Annotated in this window: 22 protein-coding genes; 19 read left to right on the forward strand and 3 right to left on the reverse strand. The window is 74.3% G+C overall.

Going from position 1 to position 19,918, the window contains the following annotated elements; translation table 11 throughout:
* Window positions 1-52: 52 nt before the first annotated feature.
* From ABD330_RS23090 to ABD330_RS23145, 12 genes are all read left to right on the forward strand, one after another.
* Window positions 53-1,222, forward strand: coding sequence for an alpha-hydroxy-acid oxidizing protein (locus ABD330_RS23090; RefSeq protein ID WP_344467862.1), 1,170 nt, complete (start codon window positions 53-55; stop codon window positions 1,220-1,222).
* A 111-nt stretch (window positions 1,223-1,333) separates the two neighbouring features.
* Window positions 1,334-1,693, forward strand: a complete 360-nt coding sequence (locus ABD330_RS23095; protein ID WP_344467863.1) for an ArsR/SmtB family transcription factor — start codon at window positions 1,334-1,336, stop codon at window positions 1,691-1,693.
* 146 nt (window positions 1,694-1,839) lie between these two features.
* Window positions 1,840-3,210, forward strand: coding sequence for an MFS transporter (locus tag ABD330_RS23100; RefSeq protein ID WP_344467864.1), 1,371 nt, complete (start codon window positions 1,840-1,842; stop codon window positions 3,208-3,210).
* A gap of 87 nt (window positions 3,211-3,297) precedes the next feature.
* Window positions 3,298-4,341 (forward strand): DUF6528 family protein, encoded by a 1,044-nt coding sequence (locus tag ABD330_RS23105; protein ID WP_344467865.1) that lies wholly within the window; start codon window positions 3,298-3,300, stop codon window positions 4,339-4,341.
* A gap of 148 nt (window positions 4,342-4,489) precedes the next feature.
* On the forward strand, window positions 4,490-4,984 hold the full coding sequence (locus ABD330_RS23110; protein WP_344467866.1) for a GntR family transcriptional regulator: 495 nt from the start codon (window positions 4,490-4,492) through the stop codon (window positions 4,982-4,984).
* Entirely contained in the window at window positions 4,981-6,093 is a 1,113-nt protein-coding gene (locus ABD330_RS23115) for a DUF1648 domain-containing protein (RefSeq protein ID WP_344467867.1), read from the forward strand. The genes ABD330_RS23110 and ABD330_RS23115 overlap by 4 nt, the downstream gene beginning before the upstream one ends.
* Window positions 6,094-6,210: 117 nt before the next feature.
* Complete coding sequence (locus ABD330_RS23120) at window positions 6,211-6,738, forward strand: GNAT family N-acetyltransferase (RefSeq protein WP_344467868.1); 528 nt, start codon at window positions 6,211-6,213, stop codon at window positions 6,736-6,738.
* 91 nt (window positions 6,739-6,829) lie between these two features.
* The gene (locus ABD330_RS23125) at window positions 6,830-7,216 is read left to right on the forward strand and encodes a hypothetical protein (RefSeq protein ID WP_344467869.1); all 387 of its coding nucleotides are present in this window, start codon (window positions 6,830-6,832) and stop codon (window positions 7,214-7,216) included.
* Between the two features lie 121 nt (window positions 7,217-7,337).
* Window positions 7,338-7,802 (forward strand): DUF2304 family protein, encoded by a 465-nt coding sequence (locus tag ABD330_RS23130; protein ID WP_344467870.1) that lies wholly within the window; start codon window positions 7,338-7,340, stop codon window positions 7,800-7,802.
* A gap of 66 nt (window positions 7,803-7,868) precedes the next feature.
* The gene (locus ABD330_RS23135) at window positions 7,869-8,558 is read left to right on the forward strand and encodes a glycosyltransferase family 2 protein (protein WP_344467871.1); all 690 of its coding nucleotides are present in this window, start codon (window positions 7,869-7,871) and stop codon (window positions 8,556-8,558) included.
* Window positions 8,555-8,962, forward strand: coding sequence for a DUF2304 domain-containing protein (locus ABD330_RS23140; RefSeq protein ID WP_344467872.1), 408 nt, complete (start codon window positions 8,555-8,557; stop codon window positions 8,960-8,962). The genes ABD330_RS23135 and ABD330_RS23140 overlap by 4 nt, the downstream gene beginning before the upstream one ends.
* Complete coding sequence (locus tag ABD330_RS23145) at window positions 8,959-9,852, forward strand: glycosyltransferase family 2 protein (protein ID WP_344467873.1); 894 nt, start codon at window positions 8,959-8,961, stop codon at window positions 9,850-9,852. The genes ABD330_RS23140 and ABD330_RS23145 overlap by 4 nt, the downstream gene beginning before the upstream one ends.
* Here ABD330_RS23145 and ABD330_RS23150 read toward each other — a convergent pair.
* Window positions 9,839-10,750, reverse strand: a complete 912-nt coding sequence (locus ABD330_RS23150; protein WP_344467874.1) for a helix-turn-helix transcriptional regulator — start codon at window positions 10,748-10,750, stop codon at window positions 9,839-9,841. The genes ABD330_RS23145 and ABD330_RS23150 overlap by 14 nt on opposite strands.
* 135 nt (window positions 10,751-10,885) lie before the next feature.
* Here ABD330_RS23150 and ABD330_RS23155 point away from each other — a divergent pair, with 135 nt between their 5' ends.
* The 6 genes from ABD330_RS23155 to ABD330_RS23180 all read left to right on the forward strand — a co-directional run bounded on the left by ABD330_RS23155 (window position 10,886) and on the right by ABD330_RS23180 (window position 15,620).
* A complete protein-coding gene (locus ABD330_RS23155; RefSeq protein ID WP_344467875.1) occupies window positions 10,886-12,460 on the forward strand; it encodes an MFS transporter in 1,575 nt (524 codons plus the stop codon).
* A 20-nt stretch (window positions 12,461-12,480) separates the two neighbouring features.
* Window positions 12,481-13,074: a DUF4240 domain-containing protein gene (locus ABD330_RS23160; RefSeq protein ID WP_344467876.1), complete on the forward strand. Its 594-nt coding sequence runs from the start codon at window positions 12,481-12,483 to the stop codon at window positions 13,072-13,074.
* Between the two features lie 135 nt (window positions 13,075-13,209).
* Window positions 13,210-13,656, forward strand: a complete 447-nt coding sequence (locus ABD330_RS23165) for a VOC family protein (protein WP_344467877.1) — start codon at window positions 13,210-13,212, stop codon at window positions 13,654-13,656.
* Between the two features lie 39 nt (window positions 13,657-13,695).
* Window positions 13,696-13,926, forward strand: coding sequence for an EF-hand domain-containing protein (locus tag ABD330_RS23170; protein WP_344467900.1), 231 nt, complete (start codon window positions 13,696-13,698; stop codon window positions 13,924-13,926).
* A gap of 121 nt (window positions 13,927-14,047) precedes the next feature.
* Window positions 14,048-14,275 (forward strand): hypothetical protein, encoded by a 228-nt coding sequence (locus ABD330_RS23175; RefSeq protein ID WP_344467878.1) that lies wholly within the window; start codon window positions 14,048-14,050, stop codon window positions 14,273-14,275.
* Between the two features lie 220 nt (window positions 14,276-14,495).
* The gene (locus ABD330_RS23180; protein WP_344467879.1) at window positions 14,496-15,620 is read left to right on the forward strand and encodes an NHL repeat-containing protein; all 1,125 of its coding nucleotides are present in this window, start codon (window positions 14,496-14,498) and stop codon (window positions 15,618-15,620) included.
* A 125-nt stretch (window positions 15,621-15,745) separates the two neighbouring features.
* Here the strand turns inward: ABD330_RS23180 and ABD330_RS23185 are convergent, their stop codons facing one another.
* A complete protein-coding gene (locus ABD330_RS23185; RefSeq protein WP_344467880.1) occupies window positions 15,746-18,094 on the reverse strand; it encodes an ABC transporter permease in 2,349 nt (782 codons plus the stop codon).
* The gene (locus ABD330_RS23190) at window positions 18,091-18,846 is read right to left on the reverse strand and encodes an ABC transporter ATP-binding protein (protein ID WP_344467881.1); all 756 of its coding nucleotides are present in this window, start codon (window positions 18,844-18,846) and stop codon (window positions 18,091-18,093) included. The genes ABD330_RS23185 and ABD330_RS23190 overlap by 4 nt, the downstream gene beginning before the upstream one ends.
* Before the next feature lie 151 nt (window positions 18,847-18,997).
* On the opposite strand from ABD330_RS23190, the gene ABD330_RS23195 reads away from it, so the two are divergent.
* On the forward strand, window positions 18,998-19,882 hold the full coding sequence (locus ABD330_RS23195) for a sensor histidine kinase (protein ID WP_344467882.1): 885 nt from the start codon (window positions 18,998-19,000) through the stop codon (window positions 19,880-19,882).
* The last annotated feature ends 36 nt before the right edge of the window (window positions 19,883-19,918 follow it).

The following is a 19,918-nucleotide window of genomic DNA, read 5'->3' on the forward strand; positions in this document are numbered from 1 at the left end:
CGAAGTCCCGAAGTTCCGAAGTTCCGAACTTCCCGCACAGTGAGGCTTTTTGATGGACCGGCAGTTCGGCGACTACCAGAACGAGATCTACTTCAACGGGCTGAGCGGCGTACTGCCGGAGCTGCCGATGAGCTTCGCGGGGCTGGAGCGGCGGGCCGAGGCCGCGCTGCCGCCGGGCGTCTGGTCGTACGTCGCCGGGGGCGCGGGGGACGAGTACACCCAGCGGGCCAACGTGTCGGCGTTCGAACGATGGGGGCTGGTCCCCCGGATGATGGCCGGGACGGCGCGACGCGACCTGTCGGTCGAACTGTTCGGCCTGTCGCTGCCGTCGCCGGTGTTCATGGCTCCGGTGGGGGTGCTCGGGCTCTGCGCGCAGGACGGGCACGGTGACCTGGCCGCCGCGCGCGCCGCCGCCCGGACCGGGGTGCCGATGGTCGCCTCCACCCTGTCGGTGGACCCGATGGAGGAGGTGGCGAAGGAGTTCGGGACGACCCCCGGCCTGTTCCAGCTCTACACCCCCGCCGACCGCGAGCTGGCCGCGAGCCTGGTCCACCGGGCCGAGGCCGCCGGGTTCCGGGGCATCGTGGTCACCCTGGACACCTGGGTGACCGGCTGGCGCCCGCGCGATCTGGCCACCGCCAACTTCCCCCAGCTGCGCGGCCACTGCCTGGCCAACTACACCTCGGACCCGGTCTTCCGCAGCCGGCTCGCCCAGACCCCCGAGGAGAACCCGGGTGCGGCCGTCCTGCACTGGGCCGGCGTCTTCCCCAACCCGCTCGGCTGGGACGACCTGCCGTGGCTGCGCTCGCTCACCGGCCTCCCGCTGATCCTCAAGGGCCTCCACCACCCCGAGGACGTCCGCCGGGCGAAGGACGGCGGTGTGGACGGCGTCTACTGCTCCAACCACGGCGGCCGGCAGGCCAACGGCGGGCTGCCCGCCCTGGAGGCGCTGCCCGGCGTCGTCGAGGCCGCCGACGGCCTGCCGGTGCTCTTCGACTCCGGCGTGCGCAGCGGGGCCGACGTGGTCAAGGCCCTCGCGCTCGGCGCCACCGCCGTCGGCATCGGGCGCCCGTACGTCTACGGCCTGGCGGCCGGCGGCGCCGACGGGATCGTGCACGTCCTGCGCTCCCTGCTCGCCGAGGCCGACCTGATCATGGCGGTGGACGGCTACCCGGCCCTGGCCGACCTCACCCCGGCGGCACTGCGGCGCCGGGAGGCCTGAGACCCGGACCGCCCGCGACGGTGCCGCGCACGCGGAGCGGCGACCCGGCGCCGGGGCCGACGAGCTGCCGGGCGGGCCTGCCGGCGGAGGTTCCGACCCTAGGATGGGCGGATGAGCGCAAGCACACCCGTCTCACCTGCGCATCATGCGCAGGACCCCGGCGGCAACGGTGAACGGCTGGAGGTGGCCGCCGCCACGCTGGCCCTGCTCGCGGACCGGACCCGGCTCGCGCTGCTGCGGCGGCTCGGCGAGGGCGAGGCGGACGTGACCACCCTGACCGAGGCCTGCCAGGCCGCCCGGCCCTCGGTCAGCCAGCACCTGGCCAAGCTCCGGTTGGCCGGGCTGGTCACCAGCCGCAAGGACGGCCGCCGCGCGGTGTACGCGCTGCGCCACGGCCACCTGCGGCGGCTGGTGGACGAGGCGCTCAACGTCGCCGACCACCAGATCCGCGCCCTCCCGCCGCACGACTGACCCACCGCACGACCGACCCGCCGCGCCCGGCCACCCGTGCCCGGCCACCGGGGCGCCGACAGCACAGACATGTGCACAGGTATGCACACGTTGCCCGAAGCGGCTACGCTGGAGCGGCCCTCGGAAGCCGGACGGGACGGGACCGCATGCTCGCCGTACTGCGCAATCGCACCTACCGCCACCTGTTCGCGGCGCAGCTCGTCGCCCTGACCGGCACCGGGCTGGCCACGGTGGCGCTCGGTCTGCTGGCGTACGACCTGGCCGGGGCCGACGCCTCGGCAGTCCTGGGCACGGCGCTGGCGGTCAAGATGGTCGCGTACGTCGGCATCGCTCCGGTGGTCGGCGCCTTCGCGGCCCGGATCCCCCGGCGGGCTCTGCTGGTGACGATGGACCTGACCCGGGCGGGGGTCGCCCTCACCCTGCCGTTCGTCGACCGGGTCTGGCAGGTCTACCTGCTGATCTTCCTGCTCCAGTCGGCGTCGGCGGCGTTCACACCCGCCTTCCAGGCCACCATCCCCGAGGTGCTCCCCGCCGAACGCGACTACACCCGCGCACTGTCGATGTCCCGGCTGGCGTACGACCTGGAGAGCCTGTTCAGCCCGGCGCTGGCCGCCGGCCTGCTCACCCTGGTCTCCTACGACTGGCTGTTCGCCGGCACCACGCTCGGGTTCCTGGCCTCCGCCGCGCTGGTGGTCTCGGCCGTGCTTCCCAAGCCCGCACCGGCCGAGACCGCCGGCCCGGCTGGCGGAGTGCGGGCCCGGGCCGTCCACGGCACCCGGCTGTTCTGGGCGACGCCCCGGCTGCGGGCCCTGCTGGCGCTCGACCTCGCGGTCGCCGCAGCCGGCGCGCTGGTCTTCGTGAACACCGTCGTGCTGGTCCGCGACCACCTGCACCGCTCCGCCGGAGCCGTCTCCGTCGCGCTCGGCGCCTACGGCCTGGGCTCGCTGGCCGCCGCGCTGCCGCTGCCCCGCCTGCTGGAACGGGCCCGGGACCGCAGCGTGATGCTCCCCGCCGCCTTCGCCCTGCCGGTGCTGCTCGGCCTGGTCGCGGTGGTCACCGCCGGACCGCCGACCGGCTGGACCTGGCCGCTGCTGCTGACGGCCTGGGCCGCCCTCGGCGCCGCCTGCTCGGCCGTACTCACCCCGGGCGGGCGGCTGATCCGGCGCTCGACGGCGCCGGACGACCTGCCCGCCGCCTTCGCCGCGCAGTTCTCGCTCTCGCACGGCTGCTGGCTGTTCACCTACCCGCTGGCCGGGTGGCTCGCGGCCGGGGCCGGACTGCCGGTCACCGCCGCCGTCCTCGGGGCGGTCGCGCTGGCCGGCGCCACGACGGCGGCCGTGGTCTGGCCGGCCCGCGACCCGGCCCGGCTCACCCACGTGCACGCCGACCTGCCCGCCGGGCACCCGCACCTCGCCGACGCCCACCGCGCCCGCTCGGGTTGGCTGCACGGCCACGAGTACGTCATCGACCGCCACCACCGCCACTGGCCCCGCTCCGGCCGGACCGCCTCCTCCTGATCGGCCCACGCGGCTCGCGCCCGCGCTCCGCAGGCCGGAGTCTGGTGATCGGAACCGGCAGGGCGGGACGAGCGAGGCGAGGGTGCGGTGCGGCGAGGGCGGACGGCGGCGGTCGTACGGGCGGCGGCACTGGCAGTGCTGCTGACGGTGGGTCTGCCGGTCTCGGCGGCCGGGGCCGCGCCGGGGCCTGCGGACGATGCGGACGGGTTGCCCGGCTCGGAGATCGTGGCGGTGGATCAGCAGTCGCGGTCCGTGCTGGTGCTGGACCGCCGTCACACGCTCCGACTGGAAGAGGGCGGCCGGCTGGAGCAGAGCGACCGGCCGGACGAGGTGCGCTGGTCCTGGAGCGCCGACCGCGCTCCGGGCCTGGCCGACCTGCACCCGGCCTCGATCTGGTGGGGGGCCTCCGAGGCCAAGAGCCGGCTGTTGCACGGCCACCGCTATCTGCTCACCGCCTCCTCGGGCGGACTCGCCGCCGTGGTCTCCTACCCGGGCGCGCAGGTCTACTGGGCGGCGGCCCTGGGAGCCGCCAACCCGCACAGCCTGGAGCTGCTGCCGGACGGGAACGTGGCGGTGACCGCCAGCGGCGGCGGCTGGCTGCGCCTCTACCCGGCCTCACAGGGCCCGCGCGCCGACCGGTACGCGGAGGTCCCGCTCGCCGGGGCGCACGGCGTGCACTACGACCCGGCCCACGCGCTGCTCTGGGCAATCGGCAACCGCGAACTGACGGCGTACAAGGTGACCGGCACCCAGTCCGCCCCCGCCCTGGTGCGCGTCCGCAGCACCCCGCTGCCGGAGGCCGACGGGCACGACCTGACACCCGTCTACTCCCCACCCGGACGGCTCTGGGTCGCCACCGGCGCCCACGTCTGGCAGTACGACCCCGAGCGCGACGCCTTCGCCCGGGTGCACCTCGGCGGCGGCCACGACGACGGCCACGACGACGGCTGGAACGTGAAGAGCGTCGGGGACGACCCGCTCACCGGGCGGATCCTCACCACGACTCCCGAGCCGGGCGGCCCGTGCGTCTGGTGCACCTCGGTGCTGACGCTCTACCGCCCGGACGGCACCCGGGTCCTCACCGGCACGCAGCTGTACAAGGCCCGCTGGTGGACCACCCGGCGCTGGTGACGCGTCGGCAGCAACCGTCACCCGCCCCGCGCCAAGCAGGCCCGCCCGCACGTATGCACGCCCCCGGGACCGCCCGCGCGCCCCTTGCCTCCGGCTGGCCATCTGTTCTATAAGTAATAGAGCAGAACGACAGCGGGCAGGAGCCGGCGTGATCCTGAGCATCGACCTGAGCGGCGACATCCCGATCTACCAGCAGATCCGGGACCGGATCGTCGAGGCCATCGCCTCCGGCGGACTCGCCGAGGGCAGTGCGCTGCCCTCCACCCGGCAGCTCGCCGCTGACCTGGCGATCAACTTCCACACCGTCAACAAGGCTTACGACCAGTTGCGGCAGGAAGGCCTGGTCCGGGTGAACCGCAAGAGCGGAGCCGTCGTGCAGCGCGACGCCCGCTCCGGCCCGCCGACCGCCCAGTTCACCGAGGAGTGGCAGGCCCGGCTGCGCACCCTGCTCGCCGAGGCCGTCGCGCACGGCGTCGGCGGGCCCGCCGTCCTGGCCGCCTGCGGCACGACCCTCGCTTCGTTCGCACCGGAGCACGCGGCAGACCGCACACCGGAGCACGCGCCGGGCCGCACGCCGGAGCACGCGCCGGGCTCCGCTTCCGACCCGGGACACCTGACAGCAGACTTGGGAGAGCCGGCATGACGACCGGAGAGTGGTTCAGCAACGTGATAGCCCCCTTGCTGGTGCTGGCGACGGCCTGGCTCGCACCGGCGCTCTCCGGGCCGACCCTGCCCTTCGGGGTACGGGTCCCGGCCGCGTACACGGACGCTCCGGTGATCGCCCGACAGCGCGGCGCGTACCGGCTGCTGTTGGGCGGCGCGGGCGCGGTGCTCGTCCTGGCCGGCGCCGGACTGACCCTGGCCGGCCCGCACGGCGGGTACGGCGCACTGCCCTCGCTCCTGGCACTCGCCCTCTGCCTGGCCGGCTACCTGCGGGCCCGCCGGGCGATCCGCGCGGTCAAGCAGCGGGAGGGCTGGTTCCAGGGGCTGCGGCAGACCGTGGCGGTCGACACCTCGCTGCGGACCGATCCCGAGCGCTTCCCCTGGCTCTGGGCGGCACCGGCGCTGCTCGTCCTCGTCGTCACGGCGGTGACGGGCGTGGTCCGCTACCCGTCCATGCCGGACCGCCTGCCCACCCACTACCAGGGCGCGGGCACCGCCGACCACTTCGCCGCCAAGACGCTCGGCAGCGCCTTCGCGCCGGTCGTCGCGCAGGCCGCGCTCACGGCGATCCTGCTGCTGCTGATGTGGCTCACCTTCCGCTCCCGGGCCGACCTCGACCCGGCCCGGCCCGCCGCCACCGCATACCAGCACCGCCGCTTCCTCGGGCGGATGGCCGTCGCGATGCTGCTGCTGGCCGCCTGCATCGACCTGACCCTGCTGGCCGCCGCCTGGCAGATCTGGCACGGCGACCGCACCCTGTCCCTCACCCCGCTGCTGGTGCCCGCCCTGGCCGGCGCCGGCCTGGTGATCGGCACCGCGGTCCTCAGCGGCCAGAACGGCGGCCGGATCCCCGTCCCCGAGGGCGTCACCAACGGCACCGCCGCACCGGACACCGGCGCCGTCCACCACGACGACGACCGGTACTGGCGGGCCGGCGGCCTGTTCTACGCCAACCGCCAGGACCCGGCGCTCCTGGTACCCAAGCGCTTCGGCATCGGCTGGACGGTCAACCTCGGCAACCCGCGCACCCTGCTGCTGGTCGTCCTGATCGCCGGCTTCCCGCTCGCCATGGACCTGCTCACCCGCTGATGCCCGGAGCCCGTCCCCCCGTCGGGCGGACGGCGGACACCGCTCCGGCAACGAGCCGGGCCCGGGTCCCGGTGAACACGCATGCGATCCGTCGTCACTTCCTCTAAGGTGCCGACGATGGAACTCCAATCGCTGCTGCTCATGGACGGTGTGCTACCGGACCCCACGCTCGCCGAGGTGACGGAGGTGTTCGCGTCGAACGTCGCCTTCCACCGGCTCAGCGGCGACTTCCCCGACCCCGAGCAGGTCCGTCCGGACCAGGTCGCCGCCGTGCTCGGCGCGGAGTCGCAGACCCCGTCCTCCGAGATCCTGCTGCTGCGCGACCGGACGGACGCGCTGGCCGGTGTCGTCTTCCTCCTCCACGAGCACCCCGACCCTGCGGACACCTTCCCGTGGATCGGCCTGCTGATGACCCACCGCGAGTTGCACGGACTCGGCTACGGGCGCCGGGCCGTCGAGCTGGTCGAGGCCCGGCTCCGGGCGGCAGGGCGCGGCGGTGTCCGCCTGGCGGTGCTGGAGAACAACACCGCGGCCCTCGGGTTCTGGACCGCACTCGGCTACCGGGAGATCGACCGCCGGAAGGACCGGGAGCTCGGCCGCGCCTGCTTCGTCCTCCAGAAGGTGTTCCCGGGTGGTGAGGAGTGACACCGCCACCGCGGCCCTGACCGCTCCCACCCGCGTGAGCCCTGCGGGTGCGCGCCCGCAATTGCGCGCCCGCAGCCGCTACGCTGGCCTCATGTCGAAGCCCGACGAACTGCTCGTCGCCCTCGCCGCCATGGTGGAGTCGGAACAGAGCAACCAGATGTCCCTGACCGTGGTCGTCCCCGGCGCGGTGATCACCGGCCGGCTGGCACCCGAGGCGGTGTGGCGGCAGCGGGTGGCCGAGGTGCTCGACGCCTCCGAGAGCTTGAAGCCGTTCTCCTCGGTGTTCGCCCCCGTCCGTCCCCGCGTGCCGCACGGCCCCTCGACCCGCCAAGGCGCCCGGCCGAACCACCTGCACCTGCACCTCGCACGGATCCTGCAGGGCAGTTTCGGCCTCCCGAACGCCGGCGGCATGTACCGCATCTCCATCGAGAGCATCAGCAGTTGGACGATCGGAGACCTCAGCTACTCCGACCAGTAGCAGCGAGCGCCACCTGCCTCCCGCCTCCCGCCTCCGCGAAGTCACCCGGTCGTGTCGTTACCGGCCGCCCGGCGTGACCGTTGTCAGATGGACGACACATCCGGACCCGGGAGGCGGGACGGTGCCACTTTCCATTCTCACTTCGCTCGCGGGCGTCGCCGTCCTGGTCACGGTCGTCCGAATCCTGCGCCGCCCTGAGCTGGAGCGGCGGGCGGCGGCCCGGTGGATCGCCGTGAGTCTGCCGCTGCTGCCGGTGCTGTTCGCCCCCTCGCTGCTCGATCCGGTCGCGGTGCTGCTGCGGGTGCGGTCCGGGGCGGACCTGGTGCTGGCCTCGGGCCTGTTCCTGCTGTCCTTCCTGGCCGTCGCCGTCGGCCGTGAGCAGCACGGCCTGCGGCACCGGTCCGATCTGCTGAGCGCTGAACTGAGCTCGCTGCGGGCCCTGTTGGAGCTTCCGACGGCCCATGCCCCGGACGGCCCGCCGCGAGCGCAGCCGCCCGTCCCCGCCGCCTCCGCCGGCCCGCCCACGCCCCGGGGTGGCGCCGACGGCCCGCTCGCCGATCTGCTGGAGGACGGATCGCTGCGCTGACCGCCCGCGCCACCGTGCCCCCCTCCCGCTGAACCGACCTGACGTCCTCCGGCCCCTGGAGCCCCCGTGTCCCGCTATGACGATGTCTGGCTGGTGATCCCGGCCTACAACGAAGGCCCGGTCATCGCCGACGTGGTGGAACGAGCGCGCACCACCTTCCCCAACATCGTCGTCGTCGACGACGGCAGCACCGACGACAGCGCCCGCACCGTGCTGGCGACGGGGGCCCACCTCGTCCGCCACCCGGTCAACCTGGGCCAGGGCGCGGCCCTCCAGACCGGCCTGGCCTACGCCCTGGCGCAGCCCGGCACCCAGTACCTCGCCACCTTCGACGCGGACGGCCAGCACCAGACCCACGACGTCGAGCGGATGGTCGCCCTGCTGCGGGAGGGCACGGCGGACGCGGTGCTCGGCTCACGGTTCATCGGGTGCAGCGACCACGTGCCGTGGGCCAAGCGGGTGGTGCTGCGGACGGCCGCGGCCGTCAGCCCCACCGCACGCAGGCTGAAACTCACCGACGCGCACAACGGCCTGCGGGTGCTGAACCGCGAGGCGGCCTCCCGGCTCCGGATCACCATGAACGGCATGGCGCACGCCTCGGAGATCGTCGGCTTCCTGGCCCGCTCCGGCCTGCGGGTCACCGAACTGCCGGTGGAGATCCTCTACACCGCCTACTCGCGTGCCAAGGGGCAGTCCCTGATGAACGGCTTCAACATCGTTTTCGACCTCTCGTTCCGGGAGCGCGGCCGTCGATGAAGTACTTCTGGATCCAGTCCGTCCTGCTGCTCGGCGTGCTCACGCTGGCGGTGATGTTCATCCGCCGCTGGGACACCTCCAACACCAGGGCCTGGAAGCGCCTCACCTTCGCGCTCTTCGCGGTGACCAACATGTACGCGGTGCTCCGGCCGGCCGACGTCAGCTGGGTGGCGAACCGGCTCGGCGTCGGGCGCGGCACCGACCTGGTGCTGTACGGGCTCACGCTCGCGGTGGGCTTCCTCACCCTCAACACCCTGCTGCGGTTCCGCTCGTTCGACCGGAAGCTGACCGAGCTGGCCCGGTCGGTCGCGATCAGCGAGGGGATCAGAGTGAACGCCCAGCGCGGCGGTCTCGACTCCGCCGCCGTCCGGGAACCCGTCGGCGAGGAGACCGAGAGCGCGTGACCGCCTTCGACATCATGCTCCCGTTCTACGGGGACGTCCGGCTCATGCAGGACGCCGTCCGGAGCGTGCTCGCCCAGGACGTCCCGGACTTCCGGCTCACCGTCATCGACGACGGCGACGCCGCGGAGGTCCCCGAGTGGTTCGCCGCGCTGGACGACCCCCGGGTGCGCTATCTGCGCAACGAGCGCAACCTCGGGATCACCCGCAACTTCCAGAAGTGCGTCGAGCTCTCGGAGTTCGACCGGGTGGTGGTCATGGGCTGCGACGACCTGCTGAAGCCGGACTACCTGGGCACGCTCCGCGCCGTACTGGCCGAGCACCCGGGGATCGGGATGATCCAGCCGGGCGTCGAGGTGATCGACGAGACCGGTGCCGTCCGTTCGGGCCTCGCCGACCGGGCGAAGCACCGGCTGTACTCGCCCGCGCGTCCGGGCCGCACCGTGCTGGGCGGGGAGCCGCTGGCGGCCAGCCTGCTGCGCGGCAACTGGCTCTACTTCCCGTCGGTCTGCTGGCGGGGCGACGCCCTGCGCGCGGTGAACTTCCGCAGCGAGTACTCGGTGATCCAGGACCTCGCCCTGGTCGTCGACCTGCTGGAGCGCGGCGAGCAGCTGGTGCTGGACACCGCCGGACCGGTCTTCCAGTACCGCCGGCACTCCGTCAGCGAGTCCTCGCTCCAGGCCTTCTCGGGCACCCGGTTCACCGAGGCCGCCCGGTACTTCACCGCCGTGGCCGAACGGATGGACGCCCGGGGCTGGCCGAAGGCCGCCCGCGCGGCCCGCGTGCACAGTGCCTCCCGGCTGCACGCCCTGACCATGATCCCCGGCGCGCTGCGCCGGGGGAACCACGACGGCGTCCGGGTGCTCGCCCGGCACGCCTTCAGCTCGCGCTGACCGGCGTCCCGCCAGGGGGCACGGCGGTGAGGCTGCCGAGGAAGCCGAGCGCCTCCTCGGCCGCGCTCCCGGCCGGGGCGGTGTAGACGACGAGCACCTGGTGCGCCTCGCCGGGGACGGCGAAACTCTCGTACCGGAGGGCGAGTTCACCCACCAGCGGGTGGTGGAAGACCTTCGGCCCGTGGGTCTTCTCGTGCACGTGGTGGCTGGCCCAGAGCCTGCGGAAGGCCTCGCTGCCGAGCGAGAGCTCACCCACCAGCCGTACCAGCGCGGGCTGGTGGGGATGGCGGCCGGCCGCCATCCGGAGGATGCCGACGGTGTCGCGGGCGGCGCGCTCCCAGTCGGGGTGGACCTGCCGGGCGGCCAGGTCCAGGAAGATCAGCCGGGCCATGTTCCGGCGCTGCGGCGCCAGCGCCGCGAAGTCGGCGATCAGCACGGCCGCGAGCGGGTTCCAGGCCAGCACGTCGGTGTACTGGTTCAGCACCACGGCCGGGGTGGTGAGGATGGCGTCGACCACCCGGACCAGGCCGGGCCGCAGCCCCTCCGGCCGCTCGGCGCGCCCGGCCTGCCGGGACCGCCGGGGCCGGGCGAGGTCGAACAGGTGCGCGCGCTCGGCGGAGCCGAGGCGCAGCGCCCGGGCGAGCGCCTCCAGCACCTCCGCCGACGGGCGGTCCGCCCGGCCCTGCTCCAGCCGTACGTAGTAGTCGATGCTCACCCCGACCAGCCCGGCGACCTCCTCGCGCCGCAGGCCCGGTACCCGGCGCAGGCCGGTGACGGGCAGTCCGGCCTCCTCGGGCGAGACCAGGGCCCGCCGGGCGCGCAGGTACCCGCCGAGGCTGCTTTCGAGCGACCCGCTCTGCCCGGTACCGCTTCGGCTCGTACTCCGGCTCTCGACCATGCCGCCCAGTATGGCTTCGGCGGGGCGGGGTGTGGATGGGCCTGTCAGTCCCAGGGTGCGGGTGGTCCAGGGTGCGGGGATCCCTGGGAGCGGGCTTCCCTTCCGGGGCGGCGCGCGGGCCCGAAGGATCGGGCCATGTCCTCCTCCACCGCGTCACGCCCGCCGTCCCCGCCGTCCCCGCCTTCCCGGCCCTCCCCCTCCCCCTGCGCCGCGACGCCCGGCGGCGACGGGACCGCGTTCGGGCCGACGGTGGCCGCCGTCGCGGTGGCCGGCGCGCTGCTCCCGTTCTCGGTCACCGGCGCGGCAGTGGCACTGCCCCGGATGGCCGAGCAGCTCGGCGCCTCGACCGGCGCCGCCCAGTGGGTGCAGAACGCCTTCAACGTCGCCTTCGCGGCGCTGCCGCTGGCGGCGGGCAGCCTGGCCGACCGGACCGGCCGGCGGCGGGTGCTGCTCGGCGGGATCGCGCTGGCCGGGTCGGCGGCCCTGCTGGTGGGCCTGGCCCCGTCGATCCTGTGGGCCGACCTGGCACGGGCGGTACAAGGGTGCGGCGCGGCGGCCGTGCTGGCCTCGGGCGCCGCGGTGCTGGCCCACGCCACCTCCGGCAGACGGCGCGGGTTCGCCTTCGGCGTGCTGGGCGCCGCCTTCGGCTCCGGGCTGGCACTCGGCCCGTTGGCGGCCGGCGCGATGGTCGAACTCGCGGGCTGGCGCTCGGTGTTCCTGCTGATCGCGGCCCTGTCCGGACCCGCCTGGCTGTGCGCCCGGCAGGCTCCCGAGTCCCGCGGCCCGGGCACCGGGGCGTTCGACGTCGCCGGGGCGGCCGTCTTCACCCTGGGGCTGGCCTGCCTGTCGTGCGTCTTCGTCCGGGCCGCGACGGCGGGTTGGGCCGCACCGTCCACGCTCGGGCTGCTCGCGGCGGCGCTCACGCTGGTCGCCGGGTTCGCCGTGCTGGAGGCCAGGCGCGGCGAGCGGGCGATGTTCGACGTGCGGCTGTTCCGGCGCCCGGAGTTCGTCGCGGTGGTCTGCCAGCCGTTCACCGTCACCCTCGGCTTCGTCGTGCTGCTGGTCGACCTGCCCGGCTATCTCCAGGGCGTCGGCGGGCGCGGGACCTTCACAACCGGGCTGCTCCTGCTGCCGCTGACGCTGCCCGTGCTGGTCCTGCCGCTGCTCGGCGGCCGGCTCGCCGCCTGCACCTCGGTACGGACGGTGCTGACCGGGTCCTCCCTGCTGATCGCGACGGGTGCGCTGCTGCTCCCGCTGCTCACTCCCGGCAGCTCCTGGCCGGTGCTGGCCTGCCCGCTGCTGCCGTTCGGGCTCGGCGTGGGTCTCGCCTTCGGAGTGATGGACGACGCCGCCGTCGGCACCGTGCCGGTCGAGCAGGCCGGGGCCGCCGCCGGGATCTTCAACACGATGCGGATCACCGGCGAGTCCGTCGCCGTCGCGGGCACCGCCGCGTTCCTCACCACCCTCACCGGCGCCGGCCTGCGCGCCCGCCACGTCCCCGCCACCGAGGCCGGACGGCTCGCGGGCCGGGCCGTCCAGGGCCAGGTCGCGGACGGCCGGCGCGCCGTGCTGGCCGAGGCGCTCACCTCCTCCTTCCACACCCTCGGCCTCGTCCTGGCCGCGCTCTCGCTGCTCGGCGCGCTCCTCACCTACCTCGCCCTGTCCCCCGTGCGGGGCCGGATCGCGGCGTCGTCGCGGCCGATGTCATAGCCGTCTGGCAGAGTGCCGCCATGGACGAGAAGGAGCTCTGGGAGCTGCTCGAAGACAGTCGGCGGCAGACCGGCGATCCGGACGGGCGCCTGGCCTGGTTGCGCCGACAGCTGATGCGGCGGCCGCTGCCGGAGATCGTGCGGTTCCAGGTGGGTCTGGAGGCGCTGCGGCGTCCGGTCGACACCTGGGACATGTGGGCGGCCGCCGACCAGATCGTCGGCGGGTGCTCGGACGACGGCTTCCGGCACTTCCAGCTCTGGCTGCTCGGCCTCGGCCGGGAGGTGTGCGAGCGGGCGGCGGCCGGCCCGGACTCGCTGGCCCGGGTGCCGGAGCTGCGGGTGCTGGCCGGGCGGCCGATGGCCGACTGGTCGGACGCGCAGTGGCCCGAGTGGGAGGCACTGGGCTACGTCGCGGCCGAGGCCTTCGAGGAGCTGACGGGCGAGGAGGACGGGCTGGAGGACGCCCTGCTGGCACTCGGGCTCGACCTCCCGGCCGGCCCGGACCCGACCGGCGAGCCGTGGGACGTCCGGAACGCGGCGGAGGCGGCCCGCCGCCTGCCCGAGCTGAGCGCCCTGTTCCCGCTCCCGAGCGGGAACTCCGCCGGCAGACCCTAGGGCCGAGGGCGCCCCGGGAAGTGGCCCTGGGAGACAGGGCACGCCCGGCCGGGCCCGGTGGCACGCCGGGGCGGCCCGGCCGGGTCAGAGTGGGGAACAGGACACAGCGGCACCTACCGAGGAGGTCCGGTCACCATGACCGAGGACAAGACAGTGACAGCAGCCGCACCCGCACCCCAGGTCTGGCCCACGCTGCGGGCCGTGGACGCCCGCGCGCTGATCCGCTTCCTGGTGGACGCCTTCGGCTTCGAGGAGACGGTGGTGTACGGGGAGGGCGAGCGGGTCGACCACGCGCAGTTGTCCTGGCCGGAGGGCGGCGGCGTGATGCTGGGGAGCGTGAAGGAGGAGGACGCCGACTCCTGGCCGCTGCGCCCCGGCAGTTTCGGCGCCTACGTGGTCACCGCCCGCCCCGACGAGTTGCACGCCCGCGCGAGCGCCGCCGGCGCCGAGATCACCGCCGCGCCGCACGACACCGACTACGGCTCCCGGGACTTCGCCGCCCGCGATCCGGAGGGCAACCGCTGGTCCTTCGGCACCTACCCGGGCGAGCCCCGCCGGAGCGCCGCCGGCACACAGAACTGACATATCGTCAGATCCCTTTCTCCTCAAGGGTCCTGGCCGCTGCCGGGTCTTGGCCAAGATCCTGCGGGACCGGGCCGCCACACGCCGGCGTGCGGACGCGGGAACCAGCCGGCCGACGCCGTCGCATTCGAACACCTGGACCGGGACGGCGACGGCACCCTCTCCGGTGAGGAGTTCGTCAGCGCGATCGTCGAGTTCCGGAGCAGCTCGGACCCGGCCGCCCCCGGCAACTGGTGGACGGTCGACCCGTCCTTCGGCACCGCGCGGTAGCACGGCCGGGGGCGGCCGTCCGGAACCACCCGGGCGGGCGCTCCCGGGTGGCCGCGCCCGGGGTGCGGCGGTTGCATGGATGCGCGAGGCCGACCCGCCCCGCGTGATCCGGGAGGCAACGATGTACGACATGTGGGCCGAGCACGACCCCGCCGCGGTGGACGGCAGGGTCCTGCTCTGGCACGTCATCACGAAGGACGACGCATCCAAGTCCCTGTGCGGGCGCCTGCTCCAGGCCGGCCGCCGCGCACCGGTACCCGCCGACACCGAGGAGGACACCCCGTCGGACCGCTACTGCTCGCCGTGCATGAGCACCGTCCGCGAGACCATGGCGGCGGCCGACCACTGACCCCTCCGATCGATGGCCGGCCCACCGGCCGAGGGCACCGGGCCCGGCGGTTCCGTCCGCCGGGCCGACCCGTGTCCGCCCCCTGGCCCCGGGCCCCGGGCCCCGGTCACACACCGTACCGATCGGCGTACGACTGGTGGCGGGACCGAAACGGCGCAGTTCGAATGAGTGCAGTTCGAACGAGTACCGCCCGTGAGGTCCCGATACGAGGAGAAGTACGTTGAGAACACGTAGGACAACAGGGCTGGCGGCAGCGGCTGCCGCCCTGCTGCTCGGATCCACCGCAGCAGGCCTGGCCAGTGCGCACGGCACGTTCGTCGGCCCTCTGCACACGGTGTCGACCGTCGGCTCCACCGTCCCCGCCAACGGGGACGTCAACCCGTACGGCACCGTCGTCGTCCCGGAGGACATCGGCGATCTGCACAAGGGCCACGTCCTGGTCAGCAACTTCAACAACGCCCAGAACCTCCAGGGCACCGGCACCACGCTGGTGCAGGTCAGCCCCTCCGGGACGCTCCGGCAGTTCGCCCGGATCGACCCGGCGACACTGCCCGGCCCGTGCACGGGCGGGATCGGGCTGACCACCGCCCTCACGGTGCTCCCCGGCGGCTGGGTGGTGGTGGGCAGCCTGCCGACCACGGACGGGACCTCGGCGACCGCGCAGGCCGGCTGCCTGCTGGTGCTCGACAGCCACGGGAAGGTCCGCGAGACGTTCACCGGGCACGGGATCAACGGGCCCTGGGACATGACCTCGGTGAGCAAGGGCGAGCGCAGCGAGCTGTTCGTCACCAACGTGCTCAACGGGACGGTGGACGCCGGTGGTGCGACCGTGAACGAGGGCACCGTCCTGCGGCTCTCGCTGGTCCGGGACGCGAAACGGGCCGACCAGCCGCCGCGCCTGGAGTCCACCACCGAGATCGGCTCGGGCTTCGGTGAGCGTACCGACTCCGCCGCCCTGGTGGTCGGCCCGACCGGTGTCGGCCTCTCCCCGGAGGGGACGCTGTACGTCGCCGACACGGTCGGCAACCGGATCGCCGCGATCCCGGACGCGCTGACCCGGCACTCCTCGGCCGGCACCGGACAGGACGTCAGCTGCGACGGCGGCCTGAACGCCCCGCTCGGCCTCGCCGTCGCCCCGGACGGCGAGATCCTCACCGTCAACGGCGGTGACGGCAACCTGGTCGAGACCACCCCGACCGGCCACCAGGTCGAGACCCGCGCCCTCGACTCCTCCGGCACCCCGCCGGGCGCCGGCGCGCTCTTCGGTCTGGCCGTCCAACCCGACGCACGCGCCGTCTACTTCGTCGACGACGCCACCAACACTCTGAACCGGCTGCACAAGTAACGACCGGACGACCGGTGGACCGGACCGCCCTACGGTCCGGTCCACCTCGGCGTGTCCGGACGCCGCTCGGTGCGCCCGGGCATCGCTCGACATGTCAGGGCATCGCTCGGTGCGGCCGTCGGGCTTCACTCGTTGCGCAGCACCTCCGCGATCGTCAGGCGGGCCGCCGAGTGGGCCGGGACGAGGGCGCCGAGGACGGCGATCGCGATGCCGGCCAGCACCAGCAGGGCGAGCAGGGGCAGGTGCCAGACGGCCATCACGCCGGGCGGGAGGCCGAAGCCGGCGGCGTCGGTCATGGCCGGGATGATCACATGGTGGACGGCGATGCCGACCGGGACGCCGAGCACTCCCCCGGCCAGTCCCAGCGCGGCCATCGAGGTCACCATCATCACCCGAACCTGTCGGGGCGTCATGCCGATCGACTTGAGCATGCCCAGGTCGCGGCGGCGCTCCCGGGCGTTGAGCACGACGGTGTTGAAGACGCCGAGTGCGGCGACCGTGCTCAGCAGCAGCGTGAGGACGGAGGTGGAGCCGACGATGGAGACGGTGATGCTGTTGGTGCCACCACGTGCCGCCGGTTCGAGCCCGGGCTCGGCCGCCTTGACGGCGTTGTCGTAGGCGCCGACGTCCGCGCCGGGGGCCAGCCCGACCCAGTACTGGTTGACGTACCGGTGGGCCGCCTGCTCCGAGGTGAGCGCGGTGAGCGCCCCCCAGCCGGCGTCCATGCTGTCCGCATTGCCGTCCAGGTTCTCGCCGACGACGGTCACGGCCTGCTGCCGGCCGTTCAGCTCCAGCGTCAGCCGGCTGCCGACCGACAGGCCGTACTTGCGCAGGAAGGGCGTCGGCGCGACCACCTCGCCGGGCCCGTTCAGCCAACGGCCCTTGAGCAGTGCCCCGCCGACGGTCGCCGAGTCCCCCCGCAGGAACCAGACCCAGGCGCCCTGGTCGGCCCCCACCACGTGGAGCTGGACCGGCGCGGCGGCGGCCACCCGGGCGGCGCCCGGCAGCGCACGCAGGGTCGAGTCGATCTGCTGGTCGGTCAGCTTGGGCTGCACCTGGCCGGCCACACTCGCGTCGCCCACGTAGACCACGGTCTGGACGTCCTCCTTGGAGGTCAGCATCAGCGCGTTCACCGAGGAGGCCAGGCCGGTCGCGAGCGTCACCGTCGTCACGCCGAGCGCCAGCGAGGCCAGCGTCAGCGCGGTCCGGCCGGGACGGGCGAACGGGAGACCGAGGCCCAGGCTGACGGCCCTCGGGAGCCTCGTACCGCTCAGCCGGCGCTGCACCCGCAGCCCGCGCCCGGCGCGCGGCGCGCTGCCCGCGCTGATCGCCCGGGCCGCCGAGAGCCGGTGCGCGCGCAGCGCCGGGACGAGCGCGGCGAGCAGGACGGTGGCGGGCATCCCCAGCAGGGTCAGTACCTCCACCCAGGGGCTGAGGGTGGCGCTGAAGTACCCGGCGTGGAAACCCTGGAACACCATCCGCAGCAACGGCTGGGCCGCGAGGTGGCCGAGACCGGTGCCGAGCACGGCCCCCGCCACGCCCGGGGCGAGCACCATCACCAGGTACACCGAGACGACCTGGTTCGGGGTGAAGCCGAGGGCCTTGAGCACCCCGATGTGCCGGAACCCGGAGACGACCGCGCCGCTCACCACGTTGGCGACGATCAACACCGCCACCACCAGCCCGAGGACGCCGAAACCCAGCAGGAACGGGACGTAGGCCCTGGCCGTACCGGTCATGTCCTGCTTGACGGCGAGGTACGAGAGCGAGCCGAGCGAGGCACCCGGCGGCAGCCCGGCGGTGACCGCGGCCAGGCCCGCCGCGACCTGGCCGTCGGTGTCGGCGTGGGCGAACCGCAGGAGCAGTTGGGTGGCCGTCGGGTGCAGGGCGGCCATCTGGCCGGGCGTGACCCAGGCGCCGGCGCTCTGGCTCAGGCTGGAGGCGAAGCCCACGATGGTCAGCGGCGGGGCGTCCGGCAGCAGGATCCGGCTGCCGACCCGCTCGTTGACGCCGAACTCCTGGCCCGGCGGGCGCATCAGGACGACCTCGCCCGGCCCGCTGACCCAGCGGCCGTCCCAGAGGTCGACCCGGTCCACCGGGCCGCCCGGATCGGCCCGGCCGACGACCGTGATCGGCCCGGGCGCCGGGTAGTCCACCCCGGGCGGCGGGTTCGTCCGGGTCGGCGGGGCGGTCAGCACCACCTGGGCGAACGGCCCGGACACGGCGGTCACCCCCGGGCGGTGGGCGGCCTCGGCGAGCTGCGCACCGGTGGCCTTGGCGGGATCGAAGGTGACGACCAGGTGGGCGCCGTACTGCTGGTCGAAGGTGCGGTCGAAGGGGGTCGAGGCAGCGTCGAGCAGACCGAGGGCGACCACCAGCGCGACGGTGGAGGTGAGGACGACCAGACCGATGACGAAGGTCTGGACCTTGCGCCGCTTCACGGCGGCGCGCGAGACCTGCCACACGGCACTCACGTGGTACGCCCCACACCGGACCGGCCCACGCCGGACGGCCGCGCGGCCGCAGGCTCGGCGATCACGCTCTCGCCGGCGATCCGGCCGTCGGCGACCTGGACCAGGCGGCTCGCGCAGCGGGTGGCGAGGTGCTGGTCGTGCGTGACGATCAGCAGCGTCTGGCCGATCTGGTTGAGGTCGATCAGCAGGTCCATCACCTGCTCGCCGGAGCGGCTGTCCAGTGCGCCGGTCGGCTCGTCCGCCAGCAGCAGGGCCGGACGGTTCATCAGGGCCCGGGCGACCGAGACCCGCTGGCGCTCACCGCCGCTGAGCACGGAGGGGTAGGCGTTCCGGCGGTCGGCGACACCGAGCTCGTCGAGCAGCTCCAGCGCGCGCTTGCGGGCCTGGGCGGCGGAGCTGCCGGTCAGCTGCGCGGCCAGCGCGACGTTGTCGAGGGCGGACAGGTCGTCGATGAGGTTGAAGAACTGGAAGACCATGCCGATCCGGCGGCGCCGGAACAGCGCCAGCCCGGTCTCGTTCAGCCGTCCCAGGTCCTCGCCGTCCACGGTCACCGACCCGGCGGTCGGACGGTCCAGCCCGGCCACCATGTTGAGCAGCGTCGACTTCCCGCAGCCCGAAGGGCCCATCACCGCGACCGCCTCCCCGGCGCGGATCTCCAGCGAGACGCCGTCCAGCGCCGCCGTGTCGCCGTACTCCTTGCGAACGCCGTCCAACCGGACGACCACTCGTCCCGATCCCTCGTCAGTAGTCATGACAGGAAGCTTGGCCGCACCGGCCGGGGCCGGACATCCACCCCCGGATGCATCCTGTCGACGCGGGCCGGGCCCCCGTCATCCCGGGGATGTACGGCACTGCACCCGGCGGGGGATGCGGGCCGTGCCGCGGGTCTGCGAAGATCCGTCCGTGGGGGAATCGGGGACGGAACTGCTGTTCGCCGCGCTGGCGGCGACGAGTACGGCGGCCGGGTGGCTGGCGGTGCTGCTCGTCCGCGCGCGGCGGCTGCACCGGACGGCGCTCGGGGACCGGAGCTGGCTGCTGGAGAAGGAGCGCGAGAGCGCCGCCCGCTCCGCCGTCGAGGCCGAACGTGCCCGGATCGCGGAGGAGTTGCACGATGTCGTCAGTCACAACGTGAGCCTGATGGTGGTGCAGGCCGGGGCCGCGCGCGAGGTGCTGCCCACCATGCCCGGTGCGGCCGAGGCGGCGCTGCTGGCCGTCGAGGGCGCCGGGCGGGACGCGATGACCGAACTGCGGCACCTGCTCGGGCTGCTGGCCCCCGCACAGGACGGCGGGGACGACCGCGCGGACGGCAGCGAGCTGTCCCCGCAGCCGAGCCTGAGCCGGCTCAGCCCGCTGATCGACCGGATCGCGTTCGCCGGGCTGCCGGTGGAGGTACGGATCTCCGGGGAGCCGCGCGCCCTCCCGGCCGGGATCGATCTGACGGCGTACCGGATCGTCCAGGAGGCGCTGACCAACGCGCTCAAGCACGGCGACGGAGGGAAGGCCGAGGTGACGGTGCGGTACGCGGACCACTACCTGCGGGTGGAGGTGCTGAACAGCGGGCCGAGCGTACTGTCGAGCACCCCCTCGGCGCCGGCGGCGCGGACCGAGCGGGCCGGGCGGGCCGACGGACGGGCTGCCGAACGGGCCGCCGGGCGCGGCGACGGCGCCGGGCGCGGGCTGCTGGGGCTCCGGGAGCGGGTCGCCGTGTACGGCGGCGACCTGGACGCCCAGCGCCGGCTCGGCGGCGGCTACCGGGTCCGGGCCCGGATCCCGCTGGACCGGCCGTGACGGCCCCGGCGGCACCCGGCGTCCAGGCGCCGGCCG

This window comes from Kitasatospora kazusensis, assembly GCF_039529945.1.
Lineage (GTDB): Bacteria > Actinomycetota > Actinomycetes > Streptomycetales > Streptomycetaceae > Kitasatospora > Kitasatospora kazusensis.

Excerpts from the sequence above, each read along its gene's own strand:
- ABD330_RS23090 (WP_344467862.1), top strand. The coding sequence starts at position 53 with ATGGACCGGCAGTTCGGCGACTACCAGAACGAGATCTACTTCAACGGG.
- ABD330_RS23095 (WP_344467863.1), top strand. The coding sequence starts at position 1,334 with ATGAGCGCAAGCACACCCGTCTCACCTGCGCATCATGCGCAGGACCCC.
- ABD330_RS23100 (WP_344467864.1), top strand. The coding sequence starts at position 1,840 with ATGCTCGCCGTACTGCGCAATCGCACCTACCGCCACCTGTTCGCGGCG.
- ABD330_RS23115 (WP_344467867.1), top strand. The coding sequence starts at position 4,981 with ATGACGACCGGAGAGTGGTTCAGCAACGTGATAGCCCCCTTGCTGGTG.
- ABD330_RS23120 (WP_344467868.1), top strand. The coding sequence starts at position 6,211 with ATGGAACTCCAATCGCTGCTGCTCATGGACGGTGTGCTACCGGACCCC.
- ABD330_RS23125 (WP_344467869.1), top strand. The coding sequence starts at position 6,830 with ATGTCGAAGCCCGACGAACTGCTCGTCGCCCTCGCCGCCATGGTGGAG.
- ABD330_RS23140 (WP_344467872.1), top strand. The coding sequence starts at position 8,555 with ATGAAGTACTTCTGGATCCAGTCCGTCCTGCTGCTCGGCGTGCTCACG.
- ABD330_RS23150 (WP_344467874.1), bottom strand. The coding sequence starts at position 10,750 with ATGGTCGAGAGCCGGAGTACGAGCCGAAGCGGTACCGGGCAGAGCGGG.
- ABD330_RS23155 (WP_344467875.1), top strand. The coding sequence starts at position 10,886 with ATGTCCTCCTCCACCGCGTCACGCCCGCCGTCCCCGCCGTCCCCGCCT.
- ABD330_RS23160 (WP_344467876.1), top strand. The coding sequence starts at position 12,481 with ATGGACGAGAAGGAGCTCTGGGAGCTGCTCGAAGACAGTCGGCGGCAG.
- ABD330_RS23165 (WP_344467877.1), top strand. The coding sequence starts at position 13,210 with ATGACCGAGGACAAGACAGTGACAGCAGCCGCACCCGCACCCCAGGTC.
- ABD330_RS23175 (WP_344467878.1), top strand. The coding sequence starts at position 14,048 with ATGTACGACATGTGGGCCGAGCACGACCCCGCCGCGGTGGACGGCAGG.
- ABD330_RS23190 (WP_344467881.1), bottom strand. The coding sequence starts at position 18,846 with ATGACTACTGACGAGGGATCGGGACGAGTGGTCGTCCGGTTGGACGGC.